We start from the raw sequence: 24,099 nt of genomic DNA on the forward strand, positions 1-24,099 counted from the left end.
TTGAAACGAATCGGCCACGCCATCGCGGGATGGCATGGCACGGTTGGCGCAGGCGGGTGCCTGCGCCGTGATAGTACTCAGCCCAGCAGGTGAGCGACGCCGGCTTTCTCTTCTTCCAGCTCTTTCAGGGTCAGGTTGATGCGCTCTTGCGAGAACGCGTCGATTTCCAGGCCCTGGACGATTTTGTATTCGCCGTTTTCGGTGGTCACCGGGAAGCCGAACATGGTGCCTTCCGGGATGCCGTACGAACCGTCCGACGGGATGCCCATGGTGGTCCACTTGCCGTTGGTGCCCAGCACCCAGTCACGCACGTGGTCGATCGCCGCGTTGGCCGCCGATGCTGCCGACGACAGGCCGCGCGCTTCGATGATGGCGGCGCCGCGCTTGCCGACGGTCGGCAGGAAGGTGTTGGCGTTCCATTCCTGGTCGTTGATCATGTCCTTGACCGACTGGCCGTCGACGGTGGCGAAGCGGTAGTCGGCGTACATGGTCGGCGAGTGGTTGCCCCACACGGCCATCTTCTCGATGTCCTTGACGGCCTTGCCGGTCTTGGCGGCGACTTGGGACAGGGCGCGGTTGTGGTCCAGGCGCAGCATGGCGGTGAAGTTCTTGCTAGGGAGGTTCGGGGCCGATTTCATCGCGATGTAGGCGTTGGTGTTGGCCGGGTTGCCGACCACCAGGACCTTCACGTCACGCGAAGCGACGGCGTCCAGGGCTTTACCTTGCACGGTGAAGATCTGGGCGTTGGCTTCCAGCAGGTCCTTGCGTTCCATGCCCGGGCCGCGCGGACGCGCGCCGACCAGCAGGGCCACGTCGGCATCCTTGAAGGCGGTCATCGGGTCGGCGTGGGCGGTCATGCCGGCCAGCAGCGGGAATGCGCAGTCGTCGATTTCCATCATGACGCCCTTGAGCGCTTTCTGTGCCTTCTCGTTGTCGATCTCGAGCAGCTGCAGGATGACCGGCTGGTCCTTGCCCAGCATGTCGCCGTTGGCGATGCGGAACAGCAGGGAATAGCCGATCTGGCCGGCCGCGCCGGTCACGGCGACGCGCATTGGGGTTTTAGCCATGATGAATCTCCAAAGTGGGAATGAAAACGGTCGAGCCGAAGGGGTGCCTGAAAGGGGAAAGCAGCAATGATACCAAAACAGACACCCTGTCAAATGGATATCGCGCGGGTCCGTGCGTGGACACGCCGAGGTCCAAACCGATCGCGAGTGTATGCCTCTGGGCTTCACTCTGTCAATTCATATCATATGTCTTATATAAGACACATGTCCTGACGGTCTTATACTGGACTCGGGTGCGCATTTGTGGTGAAATCGCGGTCTATGAATCCCGTCCCGCCCCACAGCAGCGATGCCGCGAGCACCGACGCATCGCCGTCGTTCCGTCCGCTGTACCAGCAGATCAAGGCCCTGATCACGCAGAGCCTGCAGTCGGGCGAGTGGAAGCCCGGCGAACTGATGCCGAGCGAGGTCGAACTGGCGGGACGTTTCAAGGTCAGCCAGGGCACGGTGCGCAAGGCCATCGACGAACTGGCGGCCGAGAACCTGGTGGTGCGCCGCCAGGGCAAGGGCACCTTCGTGGCGAGCCACGCCGAGGAACGCGCCCATTTCCGCTTCCTGCGCCTGATGCCCGACGAGGGCGTCCCCCATCACCCCGACAACCGCTTCATCGCCGTGCTGCGCATCCGCGCCACGGCCGAAGTCGCGCGCCTGCTGGAGCTGAATTCGGGCGATACGGTGGTGTACATCAAGCGGGTGCAGTCGTTCGACGGCGTGCCGACCATTCTCGAGGAGCTGTGGCTGCCGGGCGCCCTGTTCAAGGGACTGACGGCGGAGCGGCTGGTGGAGTACAAGGGGCCGATGTACGGGCTGTTCGAATCCGAGTTCGGCACGCGCATGATTCGTGCGACCGAGAAGATCCGGGCGGTGTCGGCGGATGCGCAGGCGGCGGAGCATTTGAAGGTGGCGGAAGGCACGCCCTTGTTGTGCGCCGATCGCGTGTCGTTCTCGTACGGAGATAAACCAGTGGAGCTGCGGCGCGGGATCTATTCGACCGCCCGCCACCACTACCAGAACGAATTGTCGTAGCAAATGCATGGACGACACCCGCAGGGGCGGCGTCAGCAACAATCGCATGAAGCGATTAAAATTAGTTGGTTTTGCGTAAGCGACGAACAGCACCCGGTTTGTTGCGCGGCTGATGATTCTGGCAATGGAATTTGGAGCCAGACTCGAAATCGGCGAAAATCAAGGGTTCACTAAAAAACTGTCGTCATAAAGGGAGGTGTTACATGTCCGAAGCCGTGAGGGAAGCAGCAAAAAAAGGGCGGCCGGAGTTCCGCAACGTTGGCATTGGGGATATTACGGGTAAATATCGCATGCCGCCATCGGCCATCGTGTCGATCCTGCACCGCGTCAGCGGCGCCGGGCTGTTCCTGTTCTTGCCGTTCACGCTGTACCTGCTGCAGGAAAGCCTGCGTTCCGAGATCTCGTTCGCCCACTTCGCGGGCATCGTCGATAACGTGTTCGTGAAGATCATCCTGCTGGGCCTGTCGTGGGCCTACCTGCACCACTTCATCGCCGGCGTTCGCCACCTGTTCATGGACAACCACCTGGCCCTGGACAAGGACGCAGCGCAGAAGACCGCACGCTGGGTGCTGGTCGGTAGCCTGGTGCTGACCGCGCTGGTCGGCCTGAAACTGTTCGGAGTGTTTTAAATCATGGCAACTAAAAACAATATCGGCCCGCGCCGCCTCGTCGTCGGCGCCCACTACGGCGTGAAAGACTGGCTGGCGCAGCGCGTCACCGCCATCGTCATGGCCGTCTACACCATCGTGCTGCTGGTGTCCTTCCTGACCGCACAGGAATTCTCGTACGAAGCCTGGGCAGGCCTGTTTGCGAAACAGTGGTTCAAGCTGTTCTCGCTGGTGACTTTCCTCGGCCTGTTCTACCACGCCTGGGTCGGCATCCGTGACATCTGGATGGACTACATCAAATCGGCAGGCCTGCGCCTGTTCCTGATGCTGTTGACCATCTTCTGGCTGCTCGCCTGCGCCGCCTGGACCGTGCAAATTCTCTGGAGTGTGTAATCGTGGCAGCAATTAAAACTGCAATCCCTACCCGTCGTTTTGACGCGGTCATCGTTGGCGCCGGCGGTTCCGGCATGCGCGCATCGCTGCAGCTGGCCGAAGCCGGCCTGAACGTGGCGGTGCTGTCGAAAGTGTTCCCGACCCGTTCCCACACCGTCGCTGCCCAGGGCGGCATCGGCGCCTCGCTCGGCAACATGAGCGAAGACGACTGGTACTGGCACATGTTCGACACCGTCAAAGGTGGCGACTACCTGGGCGACCAGGATGCGATCGAATTCATGTGCCGCGAAGCCCCGAAGGTCGTGTACGAGCTCGAACACTTCGGCATGCCCTTCGACCGCAACCCGGACGGCACCATCTACCAGCGTCCGTTCGGCGGCCACACCGCGAACTTCGGCGAGAAGCCGGTCCAGCGCGCCTGCGCCGCGGCCGACCGCACCGGCCACGCCCTGCTGCACACCCTGTACCAGCGTAACGTCCGTGCCCGCACCCACTTCTTCGTCGAGTGGATGGCCCTCGACCTGATCCGCGACGCCGAGGGCGACGTGGTCGGCGTGATGGCCCTGGAAATGGAAACCGGCGACATCATGATCCTGGAAGCGAAGACCACCATCTTCGCCACCGGCGGCGCAGGCCGCATCTTCGCCGCATCGACCAACGCCTTCATCAACACCGGCGACGGCATGGGCATGGCGGCGCGCGCCGGCCTGCCGCTGCAGGACATGGAGTTCTGGCAGTTCCACCCGACCGGCGTGGCCGGCGCGGGCGTCCTCATTACCGAGGGCGTGCGCGGCGAGGGCGGTATCCTGATCAACTCGAACGGCGAACGCTTCATGGAGCGCTATGCGCCGACCCTGAAGGATCTGGCGCCGCGCGACTTCGTTTCGCGTTCGATGGACCAGGAAATCAAGGAAGGCCGCGGCTGCGGTCCGAACAAGGACCACGTGCTGCTCGACCTGCGCCACATCGGCAAGGACACCATCGAGAAGCGCCTGCCGTCGATTCTCGAAATCGGCCACAAGTTCGCCAACGTCGACGCGACCAAGGAACCGATTCCCGTGGTCCCGACCATCCACTACCAGATGGGCGGCATCCCGACCAACATCCACGGCCAGGTGGTGGCTCCCGACGGCACGGGCGGCCAGAAGATCGTCAACGGCCTGTACGCGATCGGCGAATGCGCCTGCGTCTCGGTCCACGGCGCCAACCGCCTCGGCACCAACTCGCTGCTCGACCTGGTGGTGTTCGGCCGCGCGGCCGGCAACCACGTGGTCGCGTCGAACCTGAAGCAGAAGCTGAACAAGCCGCTGCCGGCAGACGCGGCCGACTTCGGCCTGGACCGCCTGAACAAGCTCGAGACCTCGCTAGGGGGCGAAAAAGTGCAGGGCGTCGCCAACGACATCCGCGCCACCATGCAGAAGTACTGCGGCGTGTTCCGCACCCAGGAACTGCTGGATGCGGGCGTCAAGGAAATCATGAAGCTGGACGAGCGCCGCAAGCACGTCTCGTTCAAGGACAAGTCGAAGGTGTTCAACACCGCCCGCGTGGAAGCGCTGGAACTCGACAACCTGATCGAGACCGCGAAGGCGACCATCGTGTCGGCCGCGGCCCGCCCGGAATCGCGCGGCGCCCACGCCCACAGCGACTACCCGAACCGCGACGACGAGAACTGGATGAAGCACACGCTGTGGTTCTCGGAGAACAACCGCCTCGAGTACAAGGCTGTGGTGACCAAGCCGCTGACCGTCGACACCTTCAAGCCGAAGGCCCGTACTTTCTAAATTTTTGTTGAGGGCCGCGTCTTTCGTCGCGGTCCGTATAAACAGGTAAAAACATGGCACGCACCGTCCAACTGAAGATCTACCGCTACGATCCTGACAAGGATGCCAAGCCTTACATGCAAGACGTCACCGTCGAGCTGCAAGACACCGACAAGATGCTGCTCGACGCCCTGCAGCGCATCAAGTCGGACGTCGATGATTCGCTGGCCCTGCGCCGCTCCTGCCGCGAAGGCGTGTGCGGTTCGGACGCGATGAACATCAACGGCAAGAACGGCCTGGCCTGCACCACCAACCTGAACGAGCTGACCCAGCCGATCGTGCTCCGTCCGCTCCCGGGCCTGCCTGTGGTGCGCGACCTGATCGTCGACATGACCAACTTCTTCAAGCAGTACCACTCGATCAAGCCGTTCCTGATCAACGACTCGATCAAGCCGGAAAAAGAGCGCCTGCAGTCGCCGGAAGAGCGCGAAGAGCTCGACGGCCTGTACGAGTGCATCCTGTGCGCCTGCTGCTCGACTTCCTGCCCGTCGTTCTGGTGGAATCCGGACAAGTTCGTCGGCCCGGCCGGCCTGCTGCAGGCCTACCGCTTCATCGCCGACTCGCGCGACGAAGCCACCAACGAGCGCCTGGACAACCTGGAAGACCCGTACCGCCTGTTCCGCTGCCACTCGATCATGAATTGCACGGACGTGTGCCCGAAGGGCCTGAATCCGAACAAGGCGATCGGCAAGATCAAGGAATTGCTGGTTCGCCGCGCCATCTAAGGGCGTCGCTTCACTTCAAGTGTGATTTGAACGCGCGCACGGCATAGCCGTGCACCCTACGTAGGGTGGTCGGGTCCCCCGACCGCGCGTTCGACTCACGCATGCATCAAGCAGCAACTTGCAGCATCTCGTTCTTAAAGATGCCCGCAAATACAGTAAAAGTACCGTACTGCCGAATCCCGGCATGCGGAGTATGATGTTGACCCAACAACGGACTCTAGTGAACACGCATCAATCCGACCCCACGAACCGCGCCCGCCTGCGCTGGCGCGCCCGCCGTGGCCTGCTCGAGAACGATTTGATCCTCACGCGCTTCCTGGATGCGCATGAAGAGACTCTGAGCGACGAGGACGTCGATGCGCTGACCCGCTTGCTGGACCTGGCGGACAATCCGCTGATGGACCTGCTGCTGGGCCGCGCCGAGCCCGAAGGCGAGGTCGACCAGCCGCACGTGCGCGCTCTTCTTGCGCGCCTGCTGCAAGCCTGAGACACCCGTTTTTCGTTTTTAGATCCACTCCCACAAGAAGGAAGTGCCATGAATATCTCTGATACCAAAGCCACCCTGTCGTTCTCCGACGGCAGCCCGTCGGTCGACATGCCGATCTACAAAGGCACCATCGGCCCGGACGTCATCGACATCCGCAAGCTGTACGGCCAGACCGGCAAGTTCACCTACGATCCTGGCTTCATGTCGACCGCCTCGTGCAACTCGAGCATCACCTACATCGACGGTGACAAGGGCGAGCTGCTGTACCGCGGCTACCCGATCGAGCAACTGGCCGTCAACTGCGACTTCCTGGAAACCTGCTACCTGCTGCTGAACGGCGAACTGCCGAACGCAGAACAGAAAGCCACGTTCACCGACACCGTGACCAAGCACACGATGATCCATGAACAGATGAACTTCTTCTTCCGCGGCTTCCGTCGCGACGCGCACCCGATGTCGGTCCTGGTCGGCACCGTCGGCGCCCTGGCTTCGTTCTACCACGACTCGCTCGACATCAACGATCCGGAACAGCGCGAAATCTCCGCGATCCGCCTGATCGCCAAGCTGCCGACCCTGGTCGCAATGGCCTACAAGTACTCGATCGGCCAGCCGTTCATGTACCCACGCAACGACCTGTCGTACAGCGCCAACTTCATGCACATGATGTTCGCCAACCCGTGCGAAGAGTACAAGGTCAACGACGTGCTGGTGCGCGCCCTCGACCGCATCCTGATCCTGCACGCCGACCACGAGCAAAACGCATCGACCTCGACCGTCCGCCTGGCCGGTTCGTCGGGCGCCAACCCGTTCGCCTGTATCGCAGCCGGCATCGCCTGCCTGTGGGGCCCGGCCCACGGCGGCGCCAACGAAGCCGCCCTGACCATGCTGAAGGAAATCGGCTCGGTCGAGAACATCCCGGCCTTCATCGAGAAGGTCAAGGACAAGAACTCGGGCGTGAAACTGATGGGCTTCGGTCACCGCGTCTATAAGAACTTCGACCCGCGCGCCAAGCTGATGCGCGAAACCTGCCACGAAGTGCTGAACGAACTGGGCCTGCAGGACGACCCGCTGTTCAAGCTGGCGATGGAACTGGAACGCATCGCGCTGGAAGACGAATACTTCGTGTCGCGCAAGCTGTACCCGAACGTCGACTTCTACTCGGGCATCGTGCAATCCGCCCTGGGTATCCCGGTCTCGCTGTTCACCGGCATCTTCGCGATGGCCCGTACCATCGGCTGGATCGCCCAGTGGAACGAAATGATCGCTGATCCGGAACAGAAGATCGGCCGTCCGCGTCAGCTATTCGTGGGTTCGCCGGTGCGTGATGTGCCGGGGATCGACAAGCGTTAATTTGACTGGCCCGCGAAAGGGCAGCGGTATAGAGAGAGCGGGCTTCGGCCCGCTCTTTTTTTGCACTTTCGGCGGCAATTAAGGTTAGGTTATTGAACCTATTGCTATGCCGCACCTAACAATTCTTCGAAAAATTAGGGGCGATTTTTAATCAGAAATTTAACATAAGACTTTAAATCAACCTCTCGGGGAAGAGGATAGTCCGAAGAATCATACATTTTATCTGACGGAGAACTTAGTTGATTAAACTTATAGTTGAGATATCTAAAATTGCATTTGCGAGCAAGATTGATTCCTATATTGAGATATTCATCAAATTTTTGTTTAATTCCTGAAGCTTTGAGGTATGTGCAATATTGCAGGATTGCTTCTGTATGAAAATATTTAATATGCGTTAGCTTCTCAATTGATTTCTCGTAATATTTCTGTGCTTCGGAGTGATTATCGCTTATTAGAGCACGCATTAGCATCTTTATACCATCAGTGTATTCATTGACAACTACGAGTTTATCTAACTGAACTCTAGGAATTGGCGAGTATTTGCAGCGCAGATAGGCGGTTTGCATTTTCTCTATATGAGTCTTTTCATAAATTGACTGAAGGTACTCGTCAATCATTGCCAGATTTGCTTTGCCTATTGCGTCCAATACGGAAAATTTCGAAAATCCTTCAAAAGACATGTTTGCCAGCTCTTCATCAAATTCTCCAAGTGTAAACAAAGGTAGGGGGTAAAAGTTACTTGTTTTACCGCGTCTGATATCGAATTCAATGCAATCTAACGCGTATCCCTCCATTGCATATATTTCACTAGCGTTCGCACCGGCCAGTTTCTGGAGATCGTTAGATAAGTCCATTTCACGAATGCGATCAAGAGGAAGAACGCGATTTAGTTTAGAAATCGATTGGTCAAATTGACCATCGAAGTAGTCGGAGTTCAATTTGATAATGTCGAAACAGAGAATTTCATCCTCGTTATTTGTAAACAACGCTCGCTTTGATTCAATGGCTTTCGAAATTGCGCCGGTTGCGGTGATTCTACTAAATAGAATGGTCAGGTCATCCAGGTAGTTAAGCAGGTCAATTTTCGGTAACTGTGTTGTTTCAACAAACTCGACGCTTTTTATAAAGTTATTCTGCTGTCCTTGAATGATTCGGCTGACTTTTGAGTGGTTTTTGCCGAGCACATCCAACAGTATTCGAGTAAATTCAATATTGTACAATAATGCATTGCGGTGATATCGTTGAAGATCGCTTGGCTTTCTTAAAGCAAGCTGACGCTCTGCGAATTTTCGAACGATCGATTGTAATTTCACGAGATGGTTATTGACTTGAATTATCGATTTGTTCTCTAGTGCACGAATTATCGGATCTGTGACCTTAAAGTTATCGGACTGACGCAACGTGTTTTTGCTTGATTTCTTACCTTTAGCGTTACTTAGTTCAGAAAAGCGTTTGAAGCTCTCGATGTTAATTCCATCAGGGAATAGGGAAAGCAACTCAAAAGCAAACCTCTCTTTTTCATCTAGATGGACATATGAATAATTTATTGATGCATAGAGTGACTTTTTTCGCTCAATATTGGTATCAGGTAACCCATCGTAGACTTCAATCTCATCATCGCTTACTTTTCTAAAAAAATCGGATTCAAGCTCGTGCTGAAGGACATTAAAATCTTTTCCTCTGGGAATGTTTGCGGTGATCAATTTAATTGCTAACGGATTATTATCAAGCAGGCGTTCGAGAATCTCGCTTCGGACGAACTTTCGAGTCTTTTCGTCTGAGATCTCTTGATGAAGTTCTTGTTCGAACAATTTGATAGCTTCGTCAGTAGTAAATTGCCTGAGCTCAAAAATCTCTTCTGAGGATACTTTCAAAACCTCGCGTGATGTAGTTACTACGCTTGCATATTCGGCAAGAAAATCAATCAGTTGTACAATTTCACTCGCATCCTCCAAGTGCAAGAGGGTTTCGACATTATCGAAAATAATTAGATTATCTTGCTTTGATGCGAGTTCCTTTATCTGCCTCTTAACTTCCTTTGTATTTGTTATGTCGAAATTAAATGCAACGCTGTTCTCAAAACTTCTGTAATCAGGAATGGATTCGCAGTCGATGAAGGAAATTCCATCGTTAAAATAACCTCGTTTCGCTAACTCGACTGTCACTTTCTTAATTGTTGAGGTTTTTCCAATTCCTCCAGATCCTTTGATTGTCAAAATGTTCGATGCATCCCGTAGCGCAAGCAATTTCTTACAGATGATCTCCATATCAGTAGTTCGACCAACAAATTTTTGAGTTGTCTTAGCATCAATTGCTTCTGGTAAACCCGATTCGAAGCGGCTCTCAGTATGATTGCCTGATAAAGGAGTGAAACTAAACTTTTCGAGGTTTACAATTAAGTTACCTTTAAAGTAATCTAATTTATTTAATTTAAAAATCTGGAAGAAGATACTACCAATTTGAGTTGCTGGTATGTCTTGTAAAATGACGAATGGCAGTTGAAGTGAGTCAGTGTCAGCTGTTGGAATAGGAGTGTCATCATCCATATTGGTGAACGCGAAAACGCCACCTGTATCCTTAGCGCCAATAAAATCCTCGCATTCCTTAAATGTAATGGACCTTGAAACTAAGAATTCGTCTTCAATTACTATTCGCCCCTTATTAACATGGGTTAGAATTAAGATGAAATCGTAGTGGGAGAGCTCGTTTAACGATCTTTCGTTAAGATGGTAATAGTCTACATGGCACTTCATCCGCTTAGTTTCGCGAAGTATATTGTCGTAATTCCAAGCCCTATTTAGCGGGTGTGCAGCAAGTACTGCAATCTGATTTGTTTTATTGCTATTTTCTACAGAGCTGGTTTTCTTTATTGGTACTGGCTTTGATTGTTTTGAGGCTGAAATTTCGGCCAATAACTCTATAAGTGGCTGACCAAATTCTGTAATTTTTAATAGTGAAATATTTGTTTCAGAGAGCTTTTGAGAAATTTGGGTGGCGTCACGTTCTCGAACAATCGCAAAATGTGGCCCGACATTTCCGCCGAATAATTTTTGAACTTTTGCCATTTCCGCGAGTAAATCTGCGTCATCCAAACTGCAGCCTACAAAACATAAAGTTGCATCTCTGCATAACGACCTGAAAATATCAAGCCCGGCAGCTTGTGATGGATCTTTTTTAAGATATAACTGATCGTAGCTTTCGCTCGTAAAAATAATTGATGCTGAGTTATCAAGTCTCCCATGCAAATGCCAAACACTATTTCTTTCATCCTCATTTCGCACAAATTTGGCTAGTTCAACACGGTTTGAGTTGTCGATTTCTAAGATATTTTCTGGTTCGTTTGAGGCAATGCGTAAAACCTTATCGTAGTTTAGCGTCACTATTCTATTGCCTAAATTCCATATTGCACGTGGTAGTGCTAAGCTCTCTGGATTTATTTCATCTCGACTTATTAAGAAAACGTCGTGGAAAAAGCGCTCCCACGTCGAACCAGTAAGGCCTTCACGAGCAAAATCAGCCGCCTCTTTATATCTGCCAATGGGCAACATCACTCTAAGCGCTTGAGCAAGGTTTACCTGCCCTTCTGCCTCAACTCTTTGTGCAGCAAGTTCCAATAATTGCAACCAACTTGGAAATAAGGCCTCTCCATTTCTACGACGTAGTGACATCGAAACGCCGGCACCTATCACCGGAATTAGTTTGCGCTCTTTGAAAGCACTGATCATGGATGTTGGTAACATTATTCAATCACCTTTAAGTTTTAGATATGTGAAGCATTAAGTGTCGCACGTTAATTCGCGTATGCTGGCGGAATATATGAACTGTGAGCATTCTTGCAATTTAGTGTCTAAGTATGCATGGTTGACGTCATATTATCTCTTATTCAGGTTTGAACTTTTTCACACTTAGTAACATTTTTGTTTCTATTACTGGGTTGAGAGATTCTTAGGGCGAGGATAAAGAATGTTATTCTCCTTGAGGCGCCGTCTGGATTAGGTGTCGGGCGGTGCATTTCTTTCTAACTCAGTCCTATCGACTCACAGGCGTTAATTGACGCAGTAGGCAAGTGGTAAGGTGTCAAACGGTGGAGACTGCGCACCGGCACTTGGGGAGGGTGTCGCTTAGCTGTCGCGCAGGTGGTGTATTCCACGTCGGTGTACGAGTCGATCAATGGAGTTAGCGTGCTTTGCGCTGTAGTGGGTGCTGCGCGAGCATCCGTTCCAGGCGGGCTGTCTGTTCTCGCTCTACTTGCTCCTCGCCGGGATGGAGCGGTTGCTGATCGAACAGATTCGCGTGAATCCGCCGTACAGCTTCGCAGGCATTCACGCGACGCAGGCGCAGCTCATCACTGCCGGCATGATCGCCGCGGGGTTGATCGGGCTCGCACTGCTCACCCGGCGCGGGGAGGGGAGTGCCTGCGCACAAGGACGAGTGGCGCAGTAGTGGGACGTTTAAGGGAGGAGTCATACTCATGGTGTCAGGTTGACATATGGACACGGCCTCTGCAATAAGGGCGGCCTCTCCCAATGATTTTTCAGCGGGCAGGATTGCCTGCAATGTTGAACTCATGTCCTAATGTCAGACCTGACACCGGCGTTGCGCTTCAGGTACAGTAGCGCATTGGCCGAACAACATGGAAGAGCAGGCAATGTCATACCCCTACCTGAGCGACATGGTAAAAGCACTTACCGGCATCGACGTTCCTCTTCATTTCGCAACGTTCGGCATCCTGGTCGCCTGCGCCATGTTCGCCGCTGCCGCCTGCCTTACTTCCGAGCTGAAACGCTTGTACGAAGCCGGCACGCTGTTGCTGTGCCGACGCCTCGTGAACGGCAACTGGATCGTCAAGCCGCCGCACGAACTCGTGTCCAACCTGACCATGCTGGTCATGTTCACGGGGATCGTCGGTGCGCGGCTCTTCCACATCCTCGAGAATACCCACCAGTTCGCGCTGGATCCGTGGTCGATGATCTTCAGCCGCTCCGGTCTCAGCGTCTTCGGCGGCCTGATCGTCGGAACGCTGGCGGGGCTGGTCTACGTGCGTCGCTGGCAGCTGCCGGTGCGGCCGATGCTGGATGCGGTGGCGCCGGCCATGATGCTGGGGTATGCGATCGGGCGTCTGGGCTGCCAGGTGTCGGGCGACGGCGATTGGGGCATCGCGGTGAACATGGCCCTCAAGCCGGACTGGTTGCCGACCTGGTTCTGGGCGCAGACCTACGAGAACAACATCTATGGCGAGGTGATTGCCGCGCCCGGCGTGTATCCGACGCCGGTGTACGAGTCGATCATGGCGCTGGCGTGCTTTGCGCTGCTGTGGGTGCTGCGCAAGCATCCGTTCCGGACCGGCTGGCTGTTCTCGCTCTACATGCTGCTGGCCGGGATCGAGCGGCTGCTGATCGAACAGATTCGCGTGAATCCGCCGTACAGCTTCGCGGGCATCCACGCGACGCAGGCGGAGCTCATTGCTTCGGGCATGATCGCCGCGGGGCTGGTCGGGCTCGCGCTGCTCAGCCGGCGCGGGGAGGGGAGTACCTGCGCACAAGGGCCGGTGGCGCAGTAGTGTGATGTTCGAAGGGAGGTAGAGTCATGATCAGGCAGGTTGGCGCGACGGTCATTCAGCCCAGGCACAAGGCTTCCTGTCACTGCGGCGCGGTCGAGCTGGAACTCAGCCTGCCGAATGGTATCGAGAGTCCGCGTCGCTGTGATTGCTCGATCTGCCGGCGCAAGGGCGCCATCGTTGCGTCCGTGCCGTTGTCGGGCCTGCGGATCGTGAAGGGCGAGGACGTGCTGAAGCTCTACCAGTTCAATACGATGACGGCGAAGCACTATTTCTGTTCCGTCTGCGGGATCTACACGCATCACCAGCGGCGATCGAATCCGGAGCAGTACGGCTACAACGTGGGTTGCCTCGAGGGTGTCAATCCATTCGATCTCGGCGACGTTCCGACCAACGATGGGGTGAATCACCCGGACGACCGCATCTAGGCAGGAAAAATTCCGCCTGCCTCGACTGGTTGCGGTGGCGTTATAATCAGCGCTTTCATGCCGCACCGCTTTCCGCTTTCCTGTATGCAGATGGTCTCCCGCCGTCCACGCCAAGATTCATTCCGCTTCGTCATCGCCCTGGTGCTGACGCTGGCGATGGTCTGCGCGCATTGGCAGGGGCTGGTGCACCGGATCGCGCACGCGACGCAGTATCCGACCGCCGCCGCCGACTACGCGGCGAACGGCCTGGCGTCCTCGCACCAGAAGAACATCTCGCACGATTGCCTGGCCTACGATGCGGCCACGGTCGCGGATGTGCTGCATACGCCGACCTGCGTCACCGCGGTCGTCATCGCCGACCGCATCCTCGCGCGCTGGATCGCCTTCGATTCCTGGAGCGCGCCGTTCGCGCCGTACTTCTCGTCCCGCGCGCCGCCCTTCGCCTGAAACATCGACGCCATCGACACGCACGCCCTGGCCCCGGCTAGAGCCCGCGCGTCCGTTCAGTTCTTGTTCTAGGAATTCATCATGCACGTCCAGCGTACCATCCTGGCGACTGCGGTTCTGGCCGCACTCGCTCCATTGTCGTTTGCCCAGACCACCACGAAACAACAGCAGCCCATCTCCACGGTCGTCGTGACCGCCAGCCCCTTTGCCGCCGCCGAAGGCGACCAGATCCTCACGCCGGCCAAGGTGCTGTCCGGCGACGAGCTGCGCGCGAAGCTCGGCAGCTCGCTGGGCGATACGCTCTCCAGTGAACTCGGGGTCTCGGCCTCGGCCTTCGGCGCCGGCGCCTCGCGTCCCATCATCCGCGGCCTGGAAGGCAACCGCGTCAAGGTGCTGGAGAACGGGATGTCGGTGTCCGACCTGTCCGGCCTGTCGAACGACCACGCCGTCACCGGCGAAAGCGCGACCGCGCGCCAGATCGAGATCCTGCGCGGGCCGGCAGCGCTGCTGTACGGTTCGGGCGCCATCGGCGGCCTGGTCAACGTCGTCAACGAGCGCATCCCGACCGAGCTGCACGAAAAGCCGACCGGCGTGGCCGAGACCCGCTACAGCAGCGTCGACCACGGCAAGGCCGTCTCCTTCTCCGGCGACGCGGCCGCCGGCCAGGTCGCGCTGCACGTCGACGGCAGCGGGAACGATAGCGGCGACTACCATGTGCCCGATGGGCCGGACGGCGACACGGTCCTGAACTCGGCGCTGCGCCAGCACACGCTGGGCGCGGGCGCCTCCTATATCGGCGAACGTGGCTTCTTCGGCGCCTCGGTCAGCTCGCTCAAGAAGCTGTACGGCATCCCGGGCGGCGAGGGCGCCCGCATCGACATGGAGCAGACCCGCTACGACATCGACGGCCAGCTCGATCAACCGATGCCCGGCTTCGACAAGCTGCGCTTCAAGGCCGGCCATACCGACTATGGCCACGTCGAGCTGAACGCCGAGGGCGGTCCGGAAACCATCTTCTCGAACCGCTCCACCGAAACCCGCCTGGAGCTGACCCACAAGCCGATCGCCGGCTGGGACGGCAGCTTCGGCGTGCAGACCGAGCACACGCGCTTCTCGGGCCTCAGTGCGGACAGCGGAGAATCGGCGACGGTGCCGGTGACGGTGTCGGACACATATGCGGCCTTCCTGGTCGAGCAGCGCCAGGTTGGCAGCGCGCGCGTGAATGCGGGCGTGCGCCTGGAGTCGGTCAAGCGCGAGCCGGAGGGCGGCATGCCGGGCCGCAGCTTCGACCTGCTGTCCTACTCGGCGGGCGCGGTGTGGCCGGTGGCGCAGGATTACTCGGTGGGCGTGACCGCCTCGGTGGCGCAGCGCGCGCCGGGCACCGACGAGCTGTATTCGGGTGGCCCGCACGAATCGACGCTGACCTACGACATCGGCAACCCGAACTTCAAGAAGGAGACGTCGCGCAACCTGGAGCTCTCGTTCCGCAAGAGCACCGGCATGCTGCGCTGGCAGGCCAACCTGTTCGAGAACCGCGTGCGCGACTTCATCTACGGCGAAGTGAACGACACCCTGCTGGACGACGAGGGCATGCCGGGCGACGAGCTGCGCGAGCGCATCTTCCGCCAGGCAGACGCCACCATCCGCGGGGCGGAAGCGGAGATCAGCTACAACCAGCATCCGGGCAGCCAGGGCTTGTCGCTGCGTGCTTTTGGGGACCTGTCGCGCGGCTCGCTCGACGATGCGGGCAGCCTGCCGCTGCAGCCGGCCAAGCGGGTCGGGTTCGAGGCCGGCTACAAGCATGGCGCGCTGCGCGGCGGCGTGTCGGTGCTGCGCGCGCTGAAGCAGGAGCGGCTGGCGTCGTTCGAGACCACGCCGACGCCGGGGTACACGCAGCTCGATGCGAATCTGTCGTACACCCAGCATCTGCGCAATGCGGACCTGACCTGGTTCATCATCGGGAAGAATCTGCTGAACGAGGAAATCCGGGTGTCGACGTCGGTGTTGAAGGATATCGCGCCGCTGGCGGGGCGGAACATCACGGTGGGCGTGCGCGCGGCGTTCTGACGCCGATGGTTGTTACCCTCAAGACCGTCGCACCGGGACTAGGCTTCCCCTTGGCCGGTGCCCAAGTTCGTAGCGCAGCAGGTACGCATGCAAAATTGGGCACCGGCCTTCGCCGGTGCGACGTTTACGAGTAGCGGGCCAAAGTTGCGCTCAGCGGGTCCAGTTGCATTTCCCGCGCACGATCGCGGCGGCCCAGAAGGGCAGGGCGAAGATCCCGCTGGCGCCGATGACCCAGCTCTTGGTCTCGATCGAATGGGGCTGGTGTTTCAGCGGATCCGGTCCCATGCAATGCGGCTTCTTCGCCTCCGAGAACTGGCGCGCAAATTCCTTGTACGCCCCACCGCTGAGGGCCGTGCCGTCAGAGGCTGTAAACGGTTTATCCGGATAATCCGCCATCACCTCGCGCACCGCCTTCCTGATCGCCTCGTCGCTCGGACGCGCCCCGGCGGGCGGTGGCGGGGCCTGCGTGTCGGGCAGCGCGAACGGGTCCTTCCCCACGTGCGGTGTCGCCTCCTGCCAGTCGGCATAGGCGGCAAACAGGGGCGCGGTGGCGAGGGCGAGGGCGGGTAGGGGCCAGGTTTTCATCCGGCGACTGTAGCCCGGCAGTTCTTAAGTCCATATTAACGGCGCCAATTTCATGTGAGGTGGATAAGTGCGCTCCACCACAGTGCGCCCACGCCGGCTTGCGTACACTCGCCCCATGGCACCCGACCGCAAAACCCTGTTCCTCGAAGGCTCGATTCCGCGCGCGCTGGTGACGCTGGCGATCCCCATCATCCTGGCCAACCTGCTGCAGACCGGCTACCAGCTGACCGATGCCTTCTGGGTCGGCCGCCTGGGCGCGTCCGCGGTGGCGGCGGTGTCGGTGAGCTTCCCGGTCACCTTCCTCGTCATCGCCCTCGGCTCGGGCCTGGCGATGGCCGGCGCCACCATGACGGCGCAGTACGTCGGCGCCGGCCGCCAGGACATGGTCAACCACGTCGCGGCCCAGACCATGCTGATGGTCGTGATCACCTCGGTGGTGTTCGGCGCGCTCGGCTACGTGCTGGCGCCGATGCTGCTGCGCCTTCTCGGCGTGGCGCCGGAAGTATTCGTGGGGGCGCTCGGCTTCCTGCGCGTTTCCTTTGTGGGCATCATCTTCGTGTTCATGTACGCGATGTTCCAGTCGCTGATGCGCGGCGTCGGGCAGACCCGGATTCCGCTCTACATCGTGGCCGGCACCGTGCTGCTGAACTTCTTGCTCGACCCGCTCTTCATCTTCGGCTGGGGCCCGGTGCCGGGGTTGGGCGTGATGGGCGCGGCCTATGCGACCTTGGTCACGCAGGCGATCGCGGCCGGCATCGGCATGCTGATTTTCCTGCGCGGCCGGCACGGCATCGCGCTGCACTGGCGCGCCTTCAAGCCCGATCCGGTCTACCTGAAGCGCGCCTTCTTCCTTGGCGTCCCGGGCTCGGTCGAGCTGTCCACGCGCGCGCTGGGCCTGATGGTGATGTCCTTCCTGGTCGCCAGCTTCGGCACGCTCACCATCGCCACCTACGGCGTCGGCTCGAACATCCTGCAGGTGATCACGATTCCGGTGATGGGCGTGGCGATGGCGGTGGCGACGCTGGTCGGGCAGAACATCGGCGCCGGCAACATCGCGCGCGCCGAACGCATCACCTGGCTGGGCACCGCGGCCAGCTTCCTCATCCTCTCGGTGCTGGGAGGCGTCGCCTGGCTGTGCGCACCCTGGCTGGTGCGCTTCTTCATTCCCGACGACCCGCAGGTGATCGCCAACGGCGCCCATTTCATCCGCATCATGTGCCTGGCCTGGGGCGGCATCGGCGTCCAGCTGTGCATCGTGTCGGCCTTCCGCGCTTCCGGCAACATGCTGGGCGCGATGATCATCGCGATGGTGTCGCAGTGGATGATCCAGTTCCCGCTCGCCTACGTGCTGGCCAAGCACACCACGCTGGGCGCGGACGGCCTGTGGTGGTCGTTCCCGGTGACGAACGTCGCGGTGGCGCTGATCTCGCTCGCGTGGTTCGCGCGCGGCAGCTGGAAGACGGTGCGCTTGACCGAGGACGACAAGCAGGTGGCGGAGGTTAGCAAGGAAGCGATGATCGAAGAGGGCGGCTTGCGTTAGGCAACGCAGCCGCCGGAGACGCACTCGCGGGCTGGCGAGGCGCCAGGGCCTATCAGCGACGGATGCCGTCCGTGCCCGTCGTGCCGGTGCCGGTCGAGGAGGTGCTGGTGCCCGTGGTGCCGGTCGTACCCGTGGTACCTGTCGTGCCGATGGTGCCCGTCGTGCCAGTGGTGCCGCTGGTGCCCATGGTGCCCGTCGTGCCGACGGTGCCGGCCCTTCCAGTGGCATCCATGGTGCCGGTCGTACCGGAGGTGCCGATGGTTCCGGTAGTGCCGGTGGTGCCGGTAGTGCCACTCGTCCCCATGGTGCCCGTCGTACCCATCGTGCCTGTGGCGCCGGTGGTTCCGGTAGTGCCCGTCGTGCCGGTGGTACCTGTGGTACCTGTGGTACCCATGGTGCCGGTAGTGCCCGTGGTGCCGCTGCTACCCATGGTGCCCGTGCCGTTCATCGAACCGCTGCTCTCCGTGGCGGTGCGGCCGGTCTTGTTCTTCTGCTGCCTGGTCGCGCTGCGCGTGCCGGTGTTGCCGCTGGCCGAGCTCTGGCCGCTGGCCTGCGAGCCCGCCTGGCTCCCGCTCGTGCTGGTCTGTGCCGAGGCGATGGGCGACATGCTCATGGCGGCGGCGACCGAGGCGCCGAGCATTGCTTTCAACAGGGTCTGCTGTTTCATAATCGATCTCCTGATTCTCGTGTGGGGAAAAGCTCAACAATATCAATGACATGGGTGAGCTTGGCAAGTGGAGCAAGTGTAGGTGGAGGGATTCGGAACGAGCGCGCGGTAGCCACCCGGAAATCATTCAAGGGAAGTCAAAGCCGGCAGTATCAGTACGCCAGGTACTGATTCCAGTGCCGTATTCATGAGCACAATTCATAAGGTCTTGCTCTTCTGGCACAAAAGAGCGCGCTTCCCCGGGCCCTACAATGGGGGGATTTGGCGCGGCATCCACATGGCGTCAAGCGCACGCCGAAAAAGTTGGAAAAGCGTTATGTTCTCGGCTTCGCCCATGCATGCGCGTTTCCGTCAAATCGCCCCCATTTCACCGTCCAGAAAGGAACAACGATGCCCGACTTCGATCCCAACCGGCGCCAGCTCCTGAAGGCGTCGACCGTCGCCGTCGGCGGCGTCGCGGTCGCCTCCCAGCTTGCGCAGCCCGCGCAGGCCGCTCCCGCCGCCCAGCCGGCAACCAACACGACGCCCACCACCATGAGCATCCGCCTGAAAGTCAACGGTATCGAACACCAGCTGATGGTCGACCCGCGCACCAGCCTGCTCGACGCGCTGCGCGATCGCCTGCACCTGACCGGCAGCAAGAAGGGTTGCGACCAGGGCCAGTGCGGCGCCTGCACCGTCCTCATCGACGGCCGCCGCACGACCTCCTGCCTGACGCTGGCCGTGATGCAGGAAGGCCACGAGATCACCACCATCGAAGGCCTCGGCACCCCGACCAACCTGCACCCGCTGCAGCGCGCTTTTGTGAAGCACGACGGCTTCCAGTGCGGCTTCTGTACGCCGGGGCAGATCTGTTCGGCCGTCGGCATGCTGGAAGAGATCCGCGCCGGCGCGCCGAGCCACGTGACGGCCGACCTGACCGCGCAGGTGGTGGCCAGCCCGATGGAATTCCGCGAGCGCATGAGCGGCAATATCTGTCGATGCGGCGCCTACTCGAACATCCAGGAAGCGATCGCCGAAGTCGCGGGGGTGAAACCATGAAGGCCTTTACCTACGAACGCGCCAAGACGCCGCAGGAAGCCGCCGCCACCGCCGCGCGCATCCCGAATTCCCGCTTCGTGGCGGGCGGCACCAACCTGCTCGACCTGATGAAGCTGCAGATCGAGACGCCGTCCCACCTCATCGACGTCAACGACCTGGCGCTGGACCGCATCGAGCCCTTGCCGAACGGCGGCCTGCGCATCGGCGCCCTGGTGAGGAACAGCGACCTGGCCGCCGACCTGCGCGTGCGGCGCGACTACGGCGTGCTGTCGCGCGCCCTGGTGGCCGGCGCCTCGGGCCAGCTGCGCAACCAGGCGACCACCGCCGGCAACCTGCTTCAGCGCACCCGCTGCCCCTATTTCTACGACACGAACCAGCCCTGCAACAAGCGCAAACCCGGCAGCGGCTGCAGCGCCATCGGCGGCTTCACCCGCCTGCACGCCATCGTCGGCCAGAGCGAGGCCTGCATCGCCACGCACCCGAGCGACATGGCGGTCGCCATGCGAGTGCTCGACGCGCAGGTGGAAACGGTGTCCCCGACCGGCGCGACGCGCGTGATCCCGATCGCCGACTTCCACCGCCTGCCGGGCACCACGCCGCACATCGACCACAACCTGCAGCCCGGTGAATTGATCACGGCCGTGACCCTGCCGCCACCTGTCGGCGGCGTCCACGTCTACCGCAAGGTGCGCGACCGCGCTTCCTACGCCTTCGCGATCGTCTCGGTGGCCGCCATCGTGCAGCGCGACGGCACGGGGAGGGTGGCGCTGGGCGGCGTGGCGCACAAGCCGTGGCGCGTCGAGGCCGCGGAAGCCGCCATGCCGCGCGGCGCACAGGCTGCCGCCGCCGGCATCCTGCAGGGCGCGCGCACGACCGACGACAATGCATTCAAGGTGCCGCTGGTGGAACGCACGCTGGCCTCGATCATCGCTGAAGCGAAAGCTTAGGGATAAAGGAACTGCCATGAAATTCAACGAACCAGCCACCACCAATCCCATCGACCAATTGAAGGTCGTCGGCCAGCCGATCGACCGCGTCGACGGCCCGCTGAAAACCACCGGCACCGCGCCCTACGCGATGGACCGCCACGACGTGGTGCCGAACCAGGCGCACGGCTACATCCTCGGCTCGGCGATCCCGAAGGGACGCATCGTGTCGATCGATACCACCGCGGCGAAGGCCGCGCCGGGCGTGATCGCCATCGTCACCGCCCAGAACGCAGGCAAGCTCACCAAGGGCAACTTCAATACCGCCAACCTGCTGGCCGGCCCGCGCGTGCAGCACTACCACCAGGCGGTCGCGCTGGTGGTGGCCGAAACCTTCGAGCAGGCGCGCGACGCCGCCCACCTGTTGCGCGTGAAGTACGAGCGCGACAAGGGCGACTACGACCTGAAGGCGGTCAAGACCAAAGCCACCGCGCCGAAAGGCGAGAACGCCGAGACCGCGGTCGGCAACTTCACCGGCGCCTTCGCATCCGCGCCGGTGCGCCTCGACGCCGAATACCACACCGCCCACGAGTCGCACTCGATGATGGAGCCGCACGCCAGCATCGCGGCCTGGGACGGCGACCAGCTCACCGTCTGGACCTCGAACCAGATGATCGCCTGGGGCAAGGGCGACGTCGCCAAGACCCTGAACCTCAAGAAGGACAAGGTGCACCTGATGTCGCCCTACATCGGCGGCGGCTTCGGCTCCAAGCTGTTCGTGCGCGCCGACGCGGTGATGGCGGCGCTGGGCGCCAAAGCGGCGGGGCGGCCGGTGAGGGTGCCGCTGCAGCGCGCCCTCATCCCGAACAACACCACGCACCGCTCGGCCACCATCCAGCGCATCCGCATCGGCGCCAACCGCGACGGCAAGATCACCGCGATCGGCCACGAAAGCTGGTCCGGCAACCTGCCGGAAGGTTCGCCGGAAAACGCCGCGACCCAGACCCGCGCCCTGTACGCGGGCGAGCACCGCATGACGGCGAACAAGGTGGCCGTGATGGACCTGCCGGAAGCGAACGCGATGCGCGCGCCGGGCGAGGCGCCGGGCATGGCGGCGCTGGAGATCGCGATGGACGAGATGGCGGAAAAGTTGGGGCTGGACCCGGTCCAGTTCCGCATCGTGAACGACACCCAGGTGGTGCCGGACAATCCGAAGAAGGAAGGCTCGAGCGACCCGCAGTCGAAGAAGCCGGAAGAGCAGGCCCCGCACAATCCGACCCCGCCATACTCCAAGCGCCAGCTGGTCCAGTGCCTGCAGCAGGGCGCCGAGCGCTTCGGCTGGAACAAGCGTTCCGCCAAGCCGGGCCAGGTGCGCGACGGCCGCTGGCTGGTCGGGATGGGCGTCGCCGCCGCCTTCCGCGACAACCTCTTGATGAAGTCGGCGGCGCGCGTGCGCCTCGACCGACGCGGCATGCTGACGGTGGAAACCGACATGACCGACATCGGCACCGGCAGCTACACCATCCTGGCGCAGACCGCGAGCGAGATGATGGGCATCCCGCTCGAGCGCGTGAAGGTGCGGCTGGGCGACTCGAGCTTCCCGGCATCGTGCGGCTCGGGCGGCCAGTGGGGCGGCAACAACTCGGCTGCCGGCGTCTACGCCGCCTGCATGAAGCTGCGCGAAGCGATTGCGCGCCAGGCCGGGTTCGAGCCGGAACGCGCGATCTTCGCCGATGGCCTGATCCGCGTGGGCGATCGCAGCCTGCCGCTGGCGCAGGCTGTGGGCGAGCGCGAGCTGGTGGGCGAGGACATGATCGAGTACGGCGACATCGACAAGCGCTTCCACCAGTCGACCTTCGGGGCCCACTTCGTCGAGGTCGGCGTCGATGCGGCCACCTGCGAGGTGCGCATCCGCCGCATGCTGGCGGTGTGCGCGGCGGGCCGCATCCTGAATCCGAAAACGGCGCGCAGCCAGGTGATCGGCGCGATGACGATGGGGGCGGGCGCGGCGCTGATGGAAGAGCTGGCGGTGGACAAGCGCCTCGGCTACTTCGTCAACCACGACCTGGCCGGCTACGAGGTGCCGGTGCACGCGGACATTCCGCACCAGGAGGTGATCTTCCTGGACGAGACGGATCCGATGTCGTCGCCGATGAAGGCGAAGGGGATCGCGGAGCTGGGGATCTGCGGGGTGGCGGCGGCGATTGCGAATGCGGTGTACAACGCGACCGGCGTGCGGGTGCGCGAGTATCCGATCACGCTCGATAAGCTGATCACCAAGATGCCGATGGCTGTGTAAGCACCCGACAAATTCGGGACATGTGCCGGCGGGACGGGGTGATATGATCACCCCGTTTTTTATCCCGGCCGCCTGCAATGCCATCACTTTCCCCGACGTCCACCGCGCACCCCATCCGCTGGTCCTTCCTGGTCCCCGCTTTTGCCCTGCTGGCCTTGAGCGTGATGATCTGGCGCTGGGGCGGGACGGTGGCCGATTCGCAGGCCTATTACGACACCGCGCGCTGGCTGCGCGGCGAGATCGACGCGAGTCAGCTGGTGGCGCCATTCCCCTACCGCGTGCTGGTGCCGGCCATCGCCGCCATCCTTCCGGGCGACCTGCGCAACACCTTCGCCGCGTTGAACTGGGTGCTGGTCACGGCCGGCGCCTGCCTGATGTCGGCCGCGGTACTGCGCGCCGGCCTGGGGCACAAGCGCGCCGTCGCGGCGGGCCTCCTGATGATCGTCGCGCTGCCGACTTTCTGGTATGCGCCGTACTTGCTGGTCGACCCGGGCTCGGTGTGCGCGCGCGCCGCCTTCGTGCTGGCGGTCGTCACCGGCCAGCCCTGGCTGGCGGCCGCGGCGGGCCTGGTCGGCACCGCGGTGCGCGAGGAGAACATCCTGCTGCTGGTGTGGCTGCTGGCGATGCGCCGCATCGCCTTCCTCCCCGGCCTGGCCTTCCTGGCCGCGGCCGGCGCCTGGATCGTGTCGCTGCGCTGGTTGCTGATCACCGGCCTGCCGGGCTACACCTGGGCGCCGAGCTGGTGGACGGTCGTGCATGCGCTGCAGGACGTGCGCTCGCTGCTGTCGATCGGCGGTACCGCCATCCTCGTCGTGCCGCTGGCAATCCGGGGCTGGCGCAGCGCGCCGGCCGTGCTGCGGCCGCTGGCGAGCCTGCTGTTCCTGATGGCGCTGCCGCCGCTGTACGCCGCGCTGTGCGTGCGCGTGGACGGGCGCGCGGTGTGGGGACTGTATCCCTTCCTCGTGCCGTTCGCGGTCTGCGCCGGCCTGCAAGTCAGGCAAGGCCGAGGTTGACGCCCGCGGCCAGCAGGCTATACTGGTCCTGCCATGACCGCTTCACGTCTCAC

Annotated in this window: 21 protein-coding genes; 17 read left to right on the forward strand and 4 right to left on the reverse strand. The window is 60.8% G+C overall.

What is annotated here, in order from left to right:
- Positions 1-77: 77 nt before the first annotated feature.
- The gene (locus LQ564_RS06395; protein ID WP_231057232.1) at positions 78-1,067 is read right to left on the reverse strand and encodes a malate dehydrogenase; all 990 of its coding nucleotides are present in this window, start codon (positions 1,065-1,067) and stop codon (positions 78-80) included.
- Positions 1,068-1,328: 261 nt separating this feature from the next.
- Here LQ564_RS06395 and LQ564_RS06400 point away from each other — a divergent pair, with 261 nt between their 5' ends.
- The 7 genes from LQ564_RS06400 (at position 1,329) to gltA (ending at position 7,476) form a co-directional block, all read left to right on the forward strand.
- A complete protein-coding gene (locus LQ564_RS06400; protein ID WP_231057233.1) occupies positions 1,329-2,093 on the forward strand; it encodes a GntR family transcriptional regulator in 765 nt (254 codons plus the stop codon).
- Positions 2,094-2,308: 215 nt separating this feature from the next.
- On the forward strand, positions 2,309-2,722 hold the full coding sequence (gene sdhC / locus LQ564_RS06405; RefSeq protein ID WP_231057381.1) for a succinate dehydrogenase, cytochrome b556 subunit: 414 nt from the start codon (positions 2,309-2,311) through the stop codon (positions 2,720-2,722).
- 3 nt (positions 2,723-2,725) lie between these two features.
- A complete protein-coding gene (gene sdhD / locus LQ564_RS06410; protein WP_231057234.1) occupies positions 2,726-3,094 on the forward strand; it encodes a succinate dehydrogenase, hydrophobic membrane anchor protein in 369 nt (122 codons plus the stop codon).
- Positions 3,095-3,096: 2 nt separating this feature from the next.
- A complete protein-coding gene (gene sdhA / locus LQ564_RS06415) occupies positions 3,097-4,875 on the forward strand; it encodes a succinate dehydrogenase flavoprotein subunit (RefSeq protein ID WP_231057235.1) in 1,779 nt (592 codons plus the stop codon).
- A 53-nt stretch (positions 4,876-4,928) separates the two neighbouring features.
- A complete protein-coding gene (locus tag LQ564_RS06420; RefSeq protein ID WP_159703315.1) occupies positions 4,929-5,639 on the forward strand; it encodes a succinate dehydrogenase iron-sulfur subunit in 711 nt (236 codons plus the stop codon).
- A 196-nt stretch (positions 5,640-5,835) separates the two neighbouring features.
- Positions 5,836-6,126: an FAD assembly factor SdhE gene (locus LQ564_RS06425; RefSeq protein ID WP_231057382.1), complete on the forward strand. Its 291-nt coding sequence runs from the start codon at positions 5,836-5,838 to the stop codon at positions 6,124-6,126.
- Between the two features lie 48 nt (positions 6,127-6,174).
- On the forward strand, positions 6,175-7,476 hold the full coding sequence (gltA, locus tag LQ564_RS06430; protein ID WP_231057236.1) for a citrate synthase: 1,302 nt from the start codon (positions 6,175-6,177) through the stop codon (positions 7,474-7,476).
- 134 nt (positions 7,477-7,610) lie between these two features.
- On the opposite strand, the gene LQ564_RS06435 is transcribed toward gltA, so the two are convergent.
- Positions 7,611-11,201: an SIR2 family protein gene (locus tag LQ564_RS06435; RefSeq protein WP_231057237.1), complete on the reverse strand. Its 3,591-nt coding sequence runs from the start codon at positions 11,199-11,201 to the stop codon at positions 7,611-7,613.
- Between the two features lie 475 nt (positions 11,202-11,676).
- On the opposite strand from LQ564_RS06435, the gene LQ564_RS06440 reads away from it, so the two are divergent.
- From LQ564_RS06440 to LQ564_RS06460, 5 genes are all read left to right on the forward strand, one after another.
- Positions 11,677-11,919 (forward strand): prolipoprotein diacylglyceryl transferase family protein, encoded by a 243-nt coding sequence (locus tag LQ564_RS06440; RefSeq protein WP_231057238.1) that lies wholly within the window; start codon positions 11,677-11,679, stop codon positions 11,917-11,919.
- Positions 11,920-12,124: 205 nt separating this feature from the next.
- Positions 12,125-13,036 (forward strand): prolipoprotein diacylglyceryl transferase, encoded by a 912-nt coding sequence (locus LQ564_RS06445; RefSeq protein ID WP_231057239.1) that lies wholly within the window; start codon positions 12,125-12,127, stop codon positions 13,034-13,036.
- 26 nt (positions 13,037-13,062) lie between these two features.
- Entirely contained in the window at positions 13,063-13,461 is a 399-nt protein-coding gene (locus LQ564_RS06450; protein ID WP_231057240.1) for a GFA family protein, read from the forward strand.
- Positions 13,462-13,545: 84 nt separating this feature from the next.
- Positions 13,546-13,908: a hypothetical protein gene (locus LQ564_RS06455; protein ID WP_231057241.1), complete on the forward strand. Its 363-nt coding sequence runs from the start codon at positions 13,546-13,548 to the stop codon at positions 13,906-13,908.
- Between the two features lie 81 nt (positions 13,909-13,989).
- Complete coding sequence (locus LQ564_RS06460) at positions 13,990-15,975, forward strand: TonB-dependent receptor (RefSeq protein WP_231057242.1); 1,986 nt, start codon at positions 13,990-13,992, stop codon at positions 15,973-15,975.
- 150 nt (positions 15,976-16,125) lie between these two features.
- On the opposite strand, the gene LQ564_RS06465 is transcribed toward LQ564_RS06460, so the two are convergent.
- Entirely contained in the window at positions 16,126-16,560 is a 435-nt protein-coding gene (locus tag LQ564_RS06465; protein WP_231057243.1) for a hypothetical protein, read from the reverse strand.
- A 115-nt stretch (positions 16,561-16,675) separates the two neighbouring features.
- Between LQ564_RS06465 and LQ564_RS06470 the strand changes: the two genes are divergently transcribed.
- Complete coding sequence (locus LQ564_RS06470) at positions 16,676-18,100, forward strand: MATE family efflux transporter (RefSeq protein WP_231057244.1); 1,425 nt, start codon at positions 16,676-16,678, stop codon at positions 18,098-18,100.
- Between the two features lie 52 nt (positions 18,101-18,152).
- Here LQ564_RS06470 and LQ564_RS06475 read toward each other — a convergent pair whose 3' ends face one another.
- Positions 18,153-18,767, reverse strand: a complete 615-nt coding sequence (locus tag LQ564_RS06475; protein ID WP_231057245.1) for a hypothetical protein — start codon at positions 18,765-18,767, stop codon at positions 18,153-18,155.
- A 390-nt stretch (positions 18,768-19,157) separates the two neighbouring features.
- Between LQ564_RS06475 and paoA the strand changes: the two genes are divergently transcribed.
- The 4 genes from paoA (at position 19,158) to LQ564_RS06495 (ending at position 24,046) form a co-directional block, all read left to right on the forward strand.
- Positions 19,158-19,808 (forward strand): aldehyde dehydrogenase iron-sulfur subunit PaoA, encoded by a 651-nt coding sequence (gene paoA / locus LQ564_RS06480; RefSeq protein ID WP_231057246.1) that lies wholly within the window; start codon positions 19,158-19,160, stop codon positions 19,806-19,808.
- Positions 19,805-20,755, forward strand: coding sequence for an FAD binding domain-containing protein (locus tag LQ564_RS06485; protein ID WP_231057247.1), 951 nt, complete (start codon positions 19,805-19,807; stop codon positions 20,753-20,755). The genes paoA and LQ564_RS06485 overlap by 4 nt, the downstream gene beginning before the upstream one ends.
- Positions 20,756-20,771: 16 nt before the next feature.
- Positions 20,772-23,033: a xanthine dehydrogenase family protein molybdopterin-binding subunit gene (locus LQ564_RS06490; RefSeq protein ID WP_231057248.1), complete on the forward strand. Its 2,262-nt coding sequence runs from the start codon at positions 20,772-20,774 to the stop codon at positions 23,031-23,033.
- A 77-nt stretch (positions 23,034-23,110) separates the two neighbouring features.
- Positions 23,111-24,046 carry a hypothetical protein gene (locus tag LQ564_RS06495; protein ID WP_231057249.1) on the forward strand — a complete coding sequence of 312 codons (936 nt, stop codon included), beginning with the start codon at positions 23,111-23,113 and terminating at the stop codon, positions 24,044-24,046.
- The last annotated feature ends 53 nt before the right edge of the window (positions 24,047-24,099 follow it).

It is taken from the genome of Massilia phyllostachyos (assembly GCF_021044825.1).
Lineage (GTDB): Bacteria > Pseudomonadota > Gammaproteobacteria > Burkholderiales > Burkholderiaceae_D > Telluria > Telluria phyllostachyos.